Raw genomic sequence first — 12,463 nt, 5'->3', positions numbered from 1 at the left:
GCCCCCGGCGCGGGGATCGCGGCGTTTCCGGCGGCCGGAACTCGTCCTGGTCGGGCGTCTGACCAGGCATCCCCGCGCTCACGAAAGCCAGGTGCGTGTCGGAGAGGTCACGGTAGGACGTTAGTGTGAGTGGACATCGGAATGATCCGCTGGAAAGTTGAGGAGCGATAACGTGACTGTCCGTGTAGGCATCAACGGCTTCGGTCGTATCGGACGTAACTTCTTCCGGGCGGTGGAGGCGCAGAAGGCGCTCGGCACCACCGACATCGAGATTGTCGCGGTCAACGACCTCACCGACAACGCGACCCTCGCGACCCTGCTCAAGTACGACTCGATCCTGGGCCGTCTGCCCCAGGACGTCTCGCTCGACGGCGACGACACCATCGTGGTGGGCGACCAGCGGATCAAGGCGCTGGCCATCAAGGAGGGCCCCGCCGCGCTGCCCTGGGGTGACCTGGGCGTCGACGTGGTCGTCGAGTCCACCGGCATCTTCACCGATGCCACCAAGGCCAAGGGCCACCTGGCCGCGGGCGCCAAGAAGGTGATCATCTCCGCGCCGGCCAAGGGCGAGGACATCACCATCGTGATGGGTGTCAACGACGACAAGTACGACGGCAGCCAGAACATCATCTCCAACGCCTCGTGCACCACCAACTGCCTCGGCCCGCTGGCCAAGGTGCTCAACGACGAGTTCGGCATCGAGCACGGCCTGATGACCACCATCCACGCCTACACCCAGGACCAGAACCTGCAGGACGGTCCGCACAGCGACCTGCGCCGCGCCCGCGCCGCCGCGCTGAACATCGTGCCCACCGGCACCGGCGCCGCCAAGGCGATCGGCCTGGTGCTGCCCGAGCTGCAGGGCAAGCTGGACGGCTACGCGCTGCGCGTCCCGGTGCCGACGGGCTCGGTCACCGACCTGACCGCCACCCTGCGCAAGTCGGCCTCGATCGAGGAGATCAACGCCGCCTACAAGGCCGCCGCCGAGGGCCCGCTGAAGGGCATCCTGAAGTACAACACCGACCCGATCGTCTCCAGCGACATCGTGACCGACCCGGCCTCCTCGATCTACGACGCGCCGCTGACCAAGGTGATCGACAACCAGGTCAAGGTCGTGTCCTGGTACGACAACGAGTGGGGCTATTCCAACCGTCTCGCCGATCTCATCGGCCTCGTCGGCAAGTCGCTCTGACGCGCATGGCTGTCAAGACACTCGCGGATCTGCTCGACGAGGGTGTCGAGGGCCGGGGCGTACTGGTGCGCTCCGATCTGAACGTGCCCCTCGACGACCAGGGACAGATCACCGACCCGGGCCGCATCATCGCCTCGGCGCCGACCATCAGGGCGCTCGCCGAAGCGGGCGCCAAGGTCGTCGTGACCGCGCACCTCGGCAGGCCGAAGGGCGGACCGGACCCGAAGCTGTCGCTGGCGCCGGTGGCCGCCAGGCTCGCCGAGGAGCTGGGCCGCAACGTGCAACTCGCCGGTGACGTGGTGGGGCAGGACGCGCTCGCGCGGTCCGAGGGCCTCACCGACGGCGACGTGCTGCTGCTGGAGAACATCCGCTTCGACCCGCGCGAGACCAGCAAGGACGACGCCGACCGGGCCAAGCTGGCCGCGGCGCTGGTCGAGCTGGTCGGCGACGACGGCGCGTTCGTCTCCGACGGGTTCGGTGTGGTCCATCGCAAGCAGGCGTCGGTGTACGACGTCGCGCAGTCGCTGCCGCACTACGCGGGCAAGCTGGTCGCGGCCGAGGTCGAGGTACTGGCCAAGCTGACCGAGACCCCGGATCGGCCGTACGCGGTCGTGCTCGGCGGATCCAAGGTCTCCGACAAACTGGCGGTCATCGAAGCGCTCGCGCCGAAGGTCGACACGCTGGTGATCGGCGGCGGCATGTGCTTCACCTTCCTTGCCGCACAGGGTCTTTCGGTAGGCGCCTCGCTGTTGCAGGAGGAGATGGTCGACACCTGCAAGCGGCTGCTCGAGCAGTACGCCGACGTCATCCACCTGCCGCGCGACATCGTGGTGGCCGACAAGTTCGCCGCGGACGCGGAGTCGAAGGTGGTGCCCGCGCACGAGATCCCGGACGGCTGGCTGGGCCTGGACATCGGCCCGGATTCGGTGGACCGCTTCTCGGTGCTGCTGACCGAGGCGCGGACCGTGTTCTGGAACGGGCCGATGGGCGTGTTCGAGTTCGAGAAGTTCGCCGCGGGCACCCGCGGGGTGGCCGAGGCGATCGTGACGGCCACCGGCAAGGGCGCATTCACCGTGGTCGGCGGCGGCGACTCGGCCGCGGCCGTGCGGGCGCTCGGCCTGCCGGAGGACGGCTTCTCGCACATCTCCACCGGCGGCGGCGCGTCGCTGGAGTACCTGGAGGGCAAAGAGCTGCCCGGTATCGCGGTGTTGGAGGGCTGAGCATGGCACGCAAACCGCTCATCGCGGGCAACTGGAAGATGAACCTCAATCACCTCGAGGCCATCGCCTTGGTGCAGAAGATCGCGTTCGCCTTGCCGGAGAAGTACTTCCACAAGGTGGACGTGGCGGTGCTCCCGCCGTTCACCGCCCTCCGCAGCGTGCAGACGCTGGTCGAGGGGGACAAGCTCCTGCTCACCTACGGTGGCCAGGACGTCTCGGTGCACGAGTCGGGCGCCTACACCGGCGAGATCAGCGCGAGCATGCTCGCCAAGCTGGGGTGCGCCTTCGTCGTGGTCGGGCACTCCGAACGGCGGCAGTACCACAACGAGGACGACGCCACGGTGCTGGCCAAGGCCAAGCAGGCGCTGAAGCACGAGATCACCCCGATCGTGTGCATCGGCGAGGGCTTGAACGTCCGCGAGGCGGGCACGCACGTCGAGTACAACCTCGAGCAACTGCGCGGTTCGCTGAAAGGCCTGACGGCGGAAGAGGTCTCGAAGATCGTCATCGCCTACGAGCCGGTGTGGGCGATCGGCACCGGCAAGGTCGCCACCCCCGCCGACGCGCAAGAGGTCTGCGGCGCGATCCGCGGGGAACTCGAGAAGCTCGCCTCGCCGGAGGTCGCGGCGGGCGTCCGCGTGCTCTACGGCGGGTCGGTGAACGCCAAGAACGTCGGAGAACTTGTCGCGCAGAACGACATCGACGGCGCACTGGTCGGCGGCGCTTCGCTCAAGGGTGACGAATTCGCCACCCTCTCCGCCATCGCCGCGGGCGGCCCGCTGCCCTGATACGGCGCTACACGCGACAGCCCGGTATCGCCGCTCCCGCGATACCGGGCTGCTGCGCGTTTCCCAACGGTGAACCACCGATGCGGTCCAGCCGTGCGATGATGACGCAGCTCGATTCGTCAGTCGGACAAGGACTTCCGTGATGCCAAGCAAGCTGTACGCCGCACTCCCGGTCGCGCTCGCCGCGCTGGTCGCCCTCGCTGGTTGCTCCGGGGACACCTCGCATGACGATCACGCCCACCACGACGCGGCGTCGGCCACTGCCACGGCGGTGCAGCCGCAGCAGCAGGACGCCGGGCACCGCAGGCTGAACCAGCTCGTGGGGGAATGGAAGGGCGAGAAATCCACCTACATCGCGGGCGGCACGGCGGAGAATCCGATCAGAAGCGAGATCGCCTCGCGGTGGGAATGGATCGCTGAGACCGGCGGCAACTTCCTGCGGGAGGAAGCCGAGGGAACCTTCGGCGACAAGCCGTACTATCGGCTCGGTCTGCTCGGATTCGCACCGACGGATAACCGCTACGAGTGGACGACCGTCGACAGCGTCACGCCGATGACAATGAGTTACAAGGGCGCGAAGAACAGTGGCGGCGACACCGATATCGTCATGGCCGGAGAATTCACCGACCCCGGTGTGCTCGGCCCGCAGTTCGTCGGCAAGACCATCCCTATGCGCACGGTGATCCGGCCGGAGTCGGCCGATCGGGTGGTGATGGAGATCTACTTCGCGCCGCCCGGCGAGGCGGAGCGGGTCGCCGATCGCGTTGTACTCACGCGGAAGAAGTAGCGGGTACGTTCACTGCGCGTGCAGGACCAGTCCCGCGCCGTTGTCGTTGCGCACGGTCAGCGTATCGGCGTCCACCGTGGCGGTGGCCTTGCCGTCCAGGGCTTTCAGAACGGCCTGCTCGACCTCCATCACCTCCGGCGAGCACATCATCTTCGTGGTGGCGATCCGGAAGGTGATCCGGGTGCCGGACACCTCGGCGCTGCCGGTCATGCGGTTGCATCCGGCGTTGCCGGAGACGCCGTCGTCCTCGGCGATGACGAGCGTGGGCTGCGCCTCGTCGAGGGCGCGTGAGCGGACCTGGCTGTTGTCGGTGATGAGCGCGGTGACCAGCCACTGCGTGCCCTCGAGCGGTTTGTCCGGCCGGGCGATCTTCTTGTCGAGCAGAGTCACGGTGCGGTCGGGGCTGTGCAGCGTGAGCCGGGTGTCGTCGAGCCGCCAGCCGGGCTCGGAATTCAGCAGCCCGCTGAGCCACTCGTCGGCGCCGTGCCGATCGTCCTCGCAGGCCATGAGGGTGGTGGCCAGGCCGGACACGTGGAGGACGTGGTCGTCGAAGGAGACCGCGCCGGTGAACTTGTTGCAGCCCGCGTCCGCGGCGATGCGGCTGTCGGTGAAGCCGAGCGTCAGCGGACCGCCCCCGGGAATCGGAGTGCCCTGGACATCGGTCGAGAGGAAGGTGCGGCCCGCCGGGGTCGGTTCGTCGGCGCCCCGCTTCGGTTCGCCACTCGAGCACCCGGTGATCGCCCAGAGGGCGAGCAGGACGACGGGTCCCAGCCGCGCCAAGTGTGCCACCATGCGGCGATGCTACCGATGATGCGCCGTCGCACCCGGATTTCGACGGTCGCGGTGTCGATGACTCGCCGCCACGCCTCGTACTAGTATCTGTCCCGTGCACCGATGCTTCCCCATCACCCCGCCGCCCGCCTCCTGAGCGAGGTGTAGGTATCCAGCGCGCCACCGATCGGTGAGCGCGCTCTTCTCGGCATCGCTGTGCACCTCGCTTCCGCGACCCCATCCCTTTTGTCGCAGGAGCGCGATCTTTCATGTCCTCATCTGTGTCCTCGGCCGGCCGTTCCGGGCTGGCCTATCTCGTCGGAGCCGGAATCCTGTGGGGCACCGGCGGTTTACTCGGCACGCTGTTGCACCGGGCCACCGGCCTGTCGCCCGTCGCGGTCGCCACCTGCCGCCTCGCCGTCGGCGGGCTGCTGCTGGTGGTGCTGCTCGCGGGAACGCGGCGGCCGTGGCCGCGAGATCCCCTGGCGTGGCGGCGGATCGGTGCGGTGGCCGGACTCGCGGCGGCTTTCCAGGGCGCCTATTTCGGCGCCGTGACGGCGTCGTCGGTGAGCCTCGCCACATTGCTCACGATCGGCATGTCGCCGGTGGTCGTCGCTGTGCTCGAGCACTGCACCGGAAGGCGTGCGGTGGACCGGCGCAGGGCGGCGACCATCGGCATCGCCCTCTGCGGACTGGCTCTGCTGGTCGGCGTGCCGACCGGCCACGCGGGCGCGGGCGGGTTGCTGGCGGGTGCGGCGCTCGCCTCGACGGCCGCGGCGGCGTTCGCGACGGTCACCGTGATCAACGCGGCGCCGGTCCCGGGCCTCGACGCGATGACCACCACGGGCTTCGGGTTCACCGGAGGCGCGCTGTTGCTGGCTCCGCTCGCGGCTACCAGCGGTGTGGCGTTCGACGTGACGCCTCGCAGCGTCGCGCTGGTGCTCCTGCTGGGGCTGGCACCGACCGCGGTGGCCTACACCCTGTACTTCCGCGGGCTCGCGGCGGCCGGTCCCGGGATCGCAGCGGTGCTCGCCCTGCTCGAGCCGCTGACCGGGGCGGTGCTGGCGGCGGTCGTGCTGGGCGAACGCCTCACCACGTCGGGACTGGCCGGCGCCGCCTTGCTGATCGCCGCGGTGCTGCTCGCGGCGACCCAGGCGCGACCGGCGGCGCAGGCACCGGATGCGGCGTCGGGGCGGTGTCTGTCCCACGACTAAGCTTCGGCGAGTGACGACCGCCGCGACGCTCCCGATTTCCACGTGGGCGCCGCTGCGTTCTCCGATCTACCGGGCGCTGTGGGTGGCGCAATTGGTGTCGAACCTGGGCACCTGGATGCAGACCGTCGGCGCGCAGTGGATCATGGTCGACCAGCCCAATGCGGCGGCGCTGGTGTCGTTCGTGCAGACCGCGATCACGCTTCCGGTGATGCTGCTGGCCATTCCGTCCGGCGTGATCGCCGACCTGATGGATCGGCGCAGGCTGCTGCTCGGCGCGCAATCCACGATGGCGGTGCTGGCCACGGTCCTCGCGGTCTCGACCGCGACCGGGCACACCACGCCGGCGGTGCTGCTCACCTTGCTGTTCCTGCTCGGTTGCGGTCAGGCGCTGACCGCACCGGCCTGGCAGGCGATCCAGCCGGAACTGGTCCCGCGCGAGCAGATCCCGGCGGCGTCGGCGCTGGGGAGCATGAACATCAATATCGGAAGGGCGGTGGGTCCGGCGCTTGCCGGTGTGCTGGTGTCGCTATCCGGGCCGACGCTGGTGTTCGGGCTGAACGCGGTGTCGTTCGTCGGCATCGTCGCGGTGCTGACGGTGTGGCGCCGCCCCGCGACCGATCGGCGCCTGCCCACGGAGCGTCCGCTGGCGGCTTTGCAGGCGGGCACCCGGTTCATCCGCGCGGCACCCGCCATTCGCCGGGTGCTGTTGCGCTCGATCCTGTTCATCGCACCCGCCAGCGCCGTGTGGGCGCTGCTGCCGGTGATCGCGCGGGATCAACTCGGGCTGTCGTCGTCCGGGTACGGCCTGATGCTGGGCGCCCTCGGCATCGGCGCGGTGCTGGGCGCCGCGGCACTGTCGCGGTTGCGCGCGTGGCTGACCCCCACGCAGCGGTTGACCACCGCCGCGATCCTGTTCGGACTGGCGAGCGCGGGCACCGCGCTGCTGCACGTCGTGCCGGTGGTACTGCTGCTGCTGGTGTTCGCGGGCCTGGCCTGGCTGCTGGCGATGTCCACCATGAACTCGACCATGCAGCTACTGCTGCCGTCCTGGGTGCGTGCCCGAGGGCTGTCGGTGTATCTGCTGGTCTTCATGGGCGGGCAGGCGATCGGCTCGCTGGTCTGGGGCGTGGTCGCAGGCGCGATCGGCTCGGTGCCCGCGCTGCTGTGGGCCGCCGGGCTGCTGGCGTTCTGCGCGGTGAGCACGGTGTGGCTGCCCATCCGCAACGATCCCGAGTTGCTCGATCTCACCCCCTCGGCGTTCTGGCCGGAACCCGAGCTGGTGGTCGAACTCGATCCCGACGATGGTCCGGTGCTGATCCTGCGCGGCTACGACGTCCCGGAGGGGTGTGTCGAGGAATTCCTCGCCGCCATGGCCTTCGTCGGGCGGTCCCGGCAGCGCACCGGAGCGATGGAATGGCGCCTGTATCGCGACGTCGGGGTGATCGACCGCTATGTCGAGGCGTTCGTCGTGCGGTCCTGGGCCGAGCACATGCACCAGCACCAGGTCCGGCTCACCGCTCAGGACCAGCTGCGGGAAGAGGCGGTCGCGAAGTTCCGCGCCGACGAAGGGGAGCAGGTCACCCATCTGGTCGCGGTCGACCCGCGCTAGCGCCCGCCGAGTGCCTGATTCGGTGCCGTCGCATCGACCGCATACACTGTCCGGCATGCGGATGTTCCTGGATATCCTCCTGATCATCACCAGCGTGCTGCTGGTGCTGCTGGTGCTGCTGCACCGCGCCAAGGGTGGAGGTCTGTCCAGCCTGTTCGGCGGCGGCGTGCAGTCGAGCCTGTCCGGGTCCACCGTCGTGGAGAAGAACCTCGACCGCGTCACCATCTTCACCGGCCTCATCTGGCTGATCGCCATCCTCGGCATCGGCCTGGAGATCAAGTTCGCCTGATCCCGGTGTGCACTGCCCCCGCTGTGAGCGCCGCCGCGCCGAGCACCACCGCGGCGATGACGAACGCGGCGGAATAGCTCGTCCCGAGCACAGGGGCCACCACCACGGGGCCGAGGATCTGGCCCGCACCGTAACCGGCCGTCAGCGGCGCCGCGGCGCCATCGGTCAACTCGGCGCCGACCCGCATGGCGAGCATGACGATGCCGACGAACGTCCCGCCGAACAGGGCCGCCGCCGTCACCGCGGCCCAGAGTGCGCCGGACACGGCCGGGAGCGCCGCCGATACGCATTGCGCCCCCAACGCGACGGGCAACAGCAGTGCCGGAGACCAGCGCCGGGCGGCCACGCCCCACAGCACGGTCGAGACCGAGGCTGCCGCGCCGACGACGATCCACATCGCCGAGCCGGCCACCGGCCCGCGTTCCGCGCTCACCGCCGCCACCGCGAAGGTTCCGATCACGATGTACCCGAGGCCTTCGAGGAAGTAGGCGACGAGCAGGGCGCGCCAGACGCGCGAGCCGCGTGCCGAACCGCGTGGCACGCGCTGCCCGGGACGAATATTCATACGCCACACGGGAATCAGCAGGACCGCGGTGAGCGCCGCGGAGACCAGCCACAGCATCTGCCAGGACAGCACCGGCCGCAACGCCAGCACCAGCAGGCCGGTCCACGCGATGCCGAATCCGATGCCGCCGAACACTATTCCCGCCGACTGCCTGCCGCTGCCGGGACGGCTCGCGAAACTGGCGCAGGCGACGAAGATCACCGCGCTGGCTACGCCCGCGACCAGGCGCAGCACGGCGGGGAACAGGATCGGCCCCGGCGCCGCCATCAGCGCCTCGCTCGCGATCAGCAGCGCTGCCGACGCCAGGAAGACCCTGCGGTCGTGCAGCGCCGGACGCCAGGTGAGCAGCAGCGCGCCGAGCAGATAACCGGCGTAGTTCGCGGTGGCGATCAAGGCGCCGTCGTGCGCGGTGATGCGGTGCGCGTCGACCATGAGCGGTAGCAAGGGGGTGTAGACGAAGCGCCCCACCCCCATCGCGGCGGCCAGGCCGGATGCCGCGGCCACCGCGGGAGCGAGGGCGCGGCGCTGGGGTGCGGCGAGGACAACAGTGGTCACGGTTCGACCGTACGAGCGCAGGGCATCGCTGCGGAAATGCTTTCCACGCACGATGTATACGCTCAACGCATGGATATCGAGTTGCGGCATCTGCGGGCCTACCTCGCATTGTGCGAGGAGGCGAACTACACCCGCGCCGCGACCCGGCTGCACCTGAGCCAGCCCGCCTTGACCAGGACGATCCAGCAACTGGAGCGCTTGGTCGACTGCCGGTTGGTGCAGCGCACGTCCCGGCGGTTCGCGCTCACCGCCGAGGGCGCCGAATTGCTGGCCCACACCCGCCGCATCCTGGCCGATGTCGACGGGGTCACCGCGGAACTGCGCTCGCGCGCCACGCTGGAAGTCGGATTCTCGTGGTTGCTGCCGGACGCGTGGTTCGCCGCGACCCGTCGTCGGTACGAGGAACAAGGTGGCCGGATCACCTTGCGGCGCGTGGACGATCCGCTCGCCGCGCTGGACGAGCGGACGGTCGACATCGCCATCTACCGCAAGGAGACCCGGCTACCGCGTCACCTGGCGTCGCGGATCATCGCCACCGAACAGCGGGTGCTCGCGGTGGCCACCCACTCGCCGCTGGCGAGCGCGACGCGCCTGTCCTGGTCGGAACTGGCGGACCGGCCGCTGGTGGTCAACACCGTCTCGGGCACCACCGACGCCGCGTCGTGGCAGCCGGTCGACGCGGATCGCGTCGTGATCAGCTGCACCAATTTCGACGAATGGATCGAGTTGGTGGCGGCCGATCGTGGTATCGGTGTGGTTCCCGATCTGGCGCGCACCAGGGCGCCGCACCCCGGCGTGGTCTATCTGGACATCCCCGACGCGCCGCCCTCACACGTGTACGTGGCGTGGCGCGCCAGGCCGGTCCCGCCACGCTCGGTGCAGCGCTTTCTCGGGGTCCTCTGATCGCGGTCAGTCGACGCGATGAATGCGCCCGTCCATGTCGGTGAATCCGTAGTACTCGGCGAGATCCGCTACGGGCCACGGCAACCCGGTGCGGGAGCGACGCCCCGGGTCGGTGGCGAGCGCGACGACGGCACGGCCGGTGAAGCGCGGCGTCTGCGCGTCGCCGAGATCGAAGGTGCCCTCGCCGGGCAGCGTCACCAGCCGCCTGCCGTCGGCGCCGGCCGGAACCAATTGCAGCAGTTCGGTGTCCACGATGCCGGGCCAGAGTGAGACCACGGTGACCTCGGTACCGGCGAGGTTGTGCGCCAGGTCGGCGGTGAGCCGGTCCACGGCGGATTTCGCGACGCCGTAGACCGCGTTGTGCATGTACCGGCGCGCGCCCGGCGACGAGATATTGACGATCAGCCCGCCCGACTCGATCAACAGCGGCGCGGCGAAAAAGCTCGCCACGTAATGTGATCGGACGCCCACGTCGAACGACTCGTCCCATGCCGCAGGCGGGACCTCCCAGAACGGTTTGCCCAGCCAGCGGGCCGCGGCGGGGGAGTTGTAGACGTTGTTCACCAGCACGTCCAGCCTGCCGTGCTCGGTGCGGATCAACTCGAACAGCCGCTCCACCGCGTCGTCGTCGCGGTGGTCGCATACGAACGGGATGCCGCTCCCGCCCGCGGCATCGATTTCCGCGGCCGTGGCGTGTACGGTGCCGGGTAGCCGTCCCTGCGCCGCCGAGCGGCCGGTGACGAACACCGTCGCGCCCGCGGCGCCCAGCTCCAGTGCGATGCCCTTGCCGATGCCGCGGCTGGCGCCTGTGACCACCGCGACCTTGCCTTCGAGCCTTTCGGGTATTCCGCTCACGAAACCGGAACATTACCGTGAAACGATAACGTGTTCTAGGCTTTGGAGGCCCGAGTGGAGCTGACGCATCGGTTCGTGACGACCGGCGGGGTCCGTATGCACGTCGCCGAGCAGGGATCAGGACAGCCGGTGGTCTTCTGCCACGGCTTCCCGCACACCTGGTACATCTGGCACCGCCAGCTGCCCGCGATCGCGGCGGCCGGGTACCGCGCCATCGCGCCGGATCTGCGCGGTTACGGACAGACCGATGTCCCGGCCGATCCAAAGGAGTACACCAATCGCGCGGTCTGCGGTGATCTGCTCGCTCTGCTCGACGACATCGGAGCCGAGCAGGCGGTGTTCGTCGGCCTCGACTTCGGCGCGGCGCTGGTGTGGGAACTGGCGTTACGCGCCCCGGAGCGGGTGCGCGGAGTCATCGTCCTGAACAACCCGTTCTCGCCACGCCCGCCGCGCGCTCCGTCGCAGCTGTGGGCCAAGGCGGCGGCCCGGCACTTCCTGCATCTGCACTACTTCCAGACTCCAGGCCCGGCGGACGAGGAACTCGGTGCGCGTCCCCAAGAGTTCCTCGCCCGCGTGTACTACGCGCTGAGCGCCGACTATCACTACCTGGACACCTGGCGTTTCCCGGCCGAGGGCACCGGTTATCTCGACGTGCTGCCGGAGGCGCCCGCGCTGCCGTGGCGCTGGCTCGGCGCGGACGAGCTGGACATGCTGGCGCGGGATTTCGAACACACCGGATTCACCGGCGGATTGAACTGGTACCGCAACTTGGATCGCAATTGGGAGCTCACCGCCGACTACGCGGACGCGAAAGTCACTGCGCCCGCTTATTTCCTGTACGGCGACCGGGATCCCGACATGGAAGGTTTCAGCGGCCGTGATCCGCTGGCGACCATGCGCAGGCACGTCGCCGACCTGCGCGCGGTGACCGAAATAGGCGGCGCGGGCCACCTCGTGCAGTTGGAGCGGACCGAGCAGGTGAACGTGTTGCTCACCACTCATCTCGCCCATCTGGCCGCGCATCCGGCCGGGCTTCCGGCCTGAGCCGAAACGCGTTCGGGCTCAGCGGCGTTCGGTGTCGGTGGGCACCGCTAATGTTCGGTGAATGAGTTATAGCCTGAGCATCTACGTCGTCGAGCTGGACCGGATCAAGGGCGCCATCGGGTGCGGGGACGACAAGCTCCGGCGGATGATCGGCGGCCGGTTCAAAGCCCAGCTCACCCATGACGACGACTGGTTCGCCGAGGAGATCGCGGCCGGTGCGCCCACCCGCTACGAGGCGGTGCGCGCCGTCGTCGACGGCGGCCCGTTCGACCCGGCCTACGGTTTCCAGTACGGCTACGCCTACCAGACGATCTGCCAGTTCTACGGCCGGTTCGTGGACAACCGCTACTTCTCGGCGTTCCGTGGCCGTTGGCTGGACCACGTCGACGACGGCTTGGCCACGCTCGGCATCAAAGCGGTCAGCGTGCGCGCGTTCATGTACCACTCGCTGCCGCCGTCGCTGCCGCAACCCGACGAGTTGCCCGGCTACGGCGAGTGGACGCCGGAGCAGTGCGCGGAAGCGCTCGTGCAGTGGGAGTCCACCACACCACCGCAGCGCGAGGAGGTCGACCACGAGGTACTCGCCGCCATCGAATCCTGCGTCGAGTGGATCCGGGAGGCGCAGGCCCGTCCCGGCTGGGGCGTCGCCGGGTTCTTCTACTGAGCCATGG

13 protein-coding genes are annotated in these 12,463 nt (G+C 69.3%); 10 read left to right on the top strand and 3 right to left on the bottom strand.

What is annotated here, in order from left to right:
• Positions 1–172 precede the first annotated feature (172 nt).
• The 4 genes from gap to ACWEH3_RS24780 all read left to right on the top strand — a co-directional run bounded on the left by gap (position 173) and on the right by ACWEH3_RS24780 (position 3,987).
• A complete protein-coding gene (gene gap, locus ACWEH3_RS24795) occupies positions 173–1,192 on the top strand; it encodes a type I glyceraldehyde-3-phosphate dehydrogenase (protein WP_040867484.1) in 1,020 nt (339 codons plus the stop codon).
• A 5-nt stretch (positions 1,193–1,197) separates the two neighbouring features.
• Positions 1,198–2,412: a phosphoglycerate kinase gene (locus tag ACWEH3_RS24790; protein ID WP_450014983.1), complete on the top strand. Its 1,215-nt coding sequence runs from the start codon at positions 1,198–1,200 to the stop codon at positions 2,410–2,412.
• A 2-nt stretch (positions 2,413–2,414) separates the two neighbouring features.
• Positions 2,415–3,200: a triose-phosphate isomerase gene (tpiA, locus tag ACWEH3_RS24785; protein WP_450014982.1), complete on the top strand. Its 786-nt coding sequence runs from the start codon at positions 2,415–2,417 to the stop codon at positions 3,198–3,200.
• 142 nt (positions 3,201–3,342) lie between these two features.
• Positions 3,343–3,987 (top strand): DUF1579 family protein, encoded by a 645-nt coding sequence (locus ACWEH3_RS24780; RefSeq protein WP_450014981.1) that lies wholly within the window; start codon positions 3,343–3,345, stop codon positions 3,985–3,987.
• Positions 3,988–3,996: 9 nt separating this feature from the next.
• Here ACWEH3_RS24780 and ACWEH3_RS24775 read toward each other — a convergent pair whose 3' ends face one another.
• The gene (locus ACWEH3_RS24775; protein WP_450014980.1) at positions 3,997–4,779 is read right to left on the bottom strand and encodes an META domain-containing protein; all 783 of its coding nucleotides are present in this window, start codon (positions 4,777–4,779) and stop codon (positions 3,997–3,999) included.
• Between the two features lie 248 nt (positions 4,780–5,027).
• On the opposite strand from ACWEH3_RS24775, the gene ACWEH3_RS24770 reads away from it, so the two are divergent.
• Genes ACWEH3_RS24770 through secG form a run of 3 tightly spaced genes read left to right on the top strand, consistent with a single transcriptional unit; the run spans position 5,028 to position 7,870 of the window.
• Positions 5,028–5,972: an EamA family transporter gene (locus ACWEH3_RS24770; RefSeq protein ID WP_450014979.1), complete on the top strand. Its 945-nt coding sequence runs from the start codon at positions 5,028–5,030 to the stop codon at positions 5,970–5,972.
• Between the two features lie 10 nt (positions 5,973–5,982).
• Positions 5,983–7,581 (top strand): MFS transporter, encoded by a 1,599-nt coding sequence (locus ACWEH3_RS24765; protein WP_450014978.1) that lies wholly within the window; start codon positions 5,983–5,985, stop codon positions 7,579–7,581.
• Positions 7,582–7,636: 55 nt separating this feature from the next.
• The gene (secG, locus tag ACWEH3_RS24760) at positions 7,637–7,870 is read left to right on the top strand and encodes a preprotein translocase subunit SecG (protein ID WP_014351691.1); all 234 of its coding nucleotides are present in this window, start codon (positions 7,637–7,639) and stop codon (positions 7,868–7,870) included.
• Here the strand turns inward: secG and ACWEH3_RS24755 are convergent.
• Complete coding sequence (locus tag ACWEH3_RS24755) at positions 7,857–8,990, bottom strand: YbfB/YjiJ family MFS transporter (protein WP_450014977.1); 1,134 nt, start codon at positions 8,988–8,990, stop codon at positions 7,857–7,859. The two genes, secG and ACWEH3_RS24755, sit on opposite strands and share 14 nt — an antisense overlap.
• Positions 8,991–9,059: 69 nt before the next feature.
• Here ACWEH3_RS24755 and ACWEH3_RS24750 point away from each other — a divergent pair, with 69 nt between their 5' ends.
• Complete coding sequence (locus ACWEH3_RS24750; protein ID WP_450014976.1) at positions 9,060–9,893, top strand: LysR family transcriptional regulator; 834 nt, start codon at positions 9,060–9,062, stop codon at positions 9,891–9,893.
• A 6-nt stretch (positions 9,894–9,899) separates the two neighbouring features.
• On the opposite strand, the gene ACWEH3_RS24745 is transcribed toward ACWEH3_RS24750, so the two are convergent.
• Positions 9,900–10,748 carry an SDR family NAD(P)-dependent oxidoreductase gene (locus tag ACWEH3_RS24745; protein ID WP_450014975.1) on the bottom strand — a complete coding sequence of 283 codons (849 nt, stop codon included), beginning with the start codon at positions 10,746–10,748 and terminating at the stop codon, positions 9,900–9,902.
• 96 nt (positions 10,749–10,844) lie between these two features.
• Here ACWEH3_RS24745 and ACWEH3_RS24740 point away from each other — a divergent pair, with 96 nt between their 5' ends.
• Positions 10,845–11,792 (top strand): alpha/beta hydrolase, encoded by a 948-nt coding sequence (locus ACWEH3_RS24740; RefSeq protein WP_450014993.1) that lies wholly within the window; start codon positions 10,845–10,847, stop codon positions 11,790–11,792.
• 61 nt (positions 11,793–11,853) lie between these two features.
• Positions 11,854–12,456 (top strand): DUF7691 family protein, encoded by a 603-nt coding sequence (locus tag ACWEH3_RS24735; RefSeq protein WP_450014974.1) that lies wholly within the window; start codon positions 11,854–11,856, stop codon positions 12,454–12,456.
• Positions 12,457–12,463 lie beyond the last annotated feature (7 nt).

It is taken from the genome of Nocardia sp. NPDC004718, assembly GCF_053601535.1.
Note: the sequence above shows the minus strand (reverse complement) of the source record. Positions and strands in the feature narration are given on the sequence as shown.

Bases quoted from the DNA above. Each gene is read 5' to 3' on its own strand.
- ACWEH3_RS24790 (WP_450014983.1), top strand. From the start codon at position 1,198: ATGGCTGTCAAGACACTCGCGGATCTGCTCGACGAGGGTGTCGAGGGC.
- ACWEH3_RS24750 (WP_450014976.1), top strand. From the start codon at position 9,060: ATGGATATCGAGTTGCGGCATCTGCGGGCCTACCTCGCATTGTGCGAG.
- ACWEH3_RS24735 (WP_450014974.1), top strand. From the start codon at position 11,854: ATGAGTTATAGCCTGAGCATCTACGTCGTCGAGCTGGACCGGATCAAG.
- tpiA (WP_450014982.1), top strand. From the start codon at position 2,415: ATGGCACGCAAACCGCTCATCGCGGGCAACTGGAAGATGAACCTCAAT.
- secG (WP_014351691.1), top strand. From the start codon at position 7,637: ATGCGGATGTTCCTGGATATCCTCCTGATCATCACCAGCGTGCTGCTG.
- ACWEH3_RS24780 (WP_450014981.1), top strand. From the start codon at position 3,343: ATGCCAAGCAAGCTGTACGCCGCACTCCCGGTCGCGCTCGCCGCGCTG.
- ACWEH3_RS24770 (WP_450014979.1), top strand. From the start codon at position 5,028: ATGTCCTCATCTGTGTCCTCGGCCGGCCGTTCCGGGCTGGCCTATCTC.
- ACWEH3_RS24740 (WP_450014993.1), top strand. From the start codon at position 10,845: ATGCACGTCGCCGAGCAGGGATCAGGACAGCCGGTGGTCTTCTGCCAC.
- ACWEH3_RS24775 (WP_450014980.1), bottom strand. From the start codon at position 4,779: ATGGTGGCACACTTGGCGCGGCTGGGACCCGTCGTCCTGCTCGCCCTC.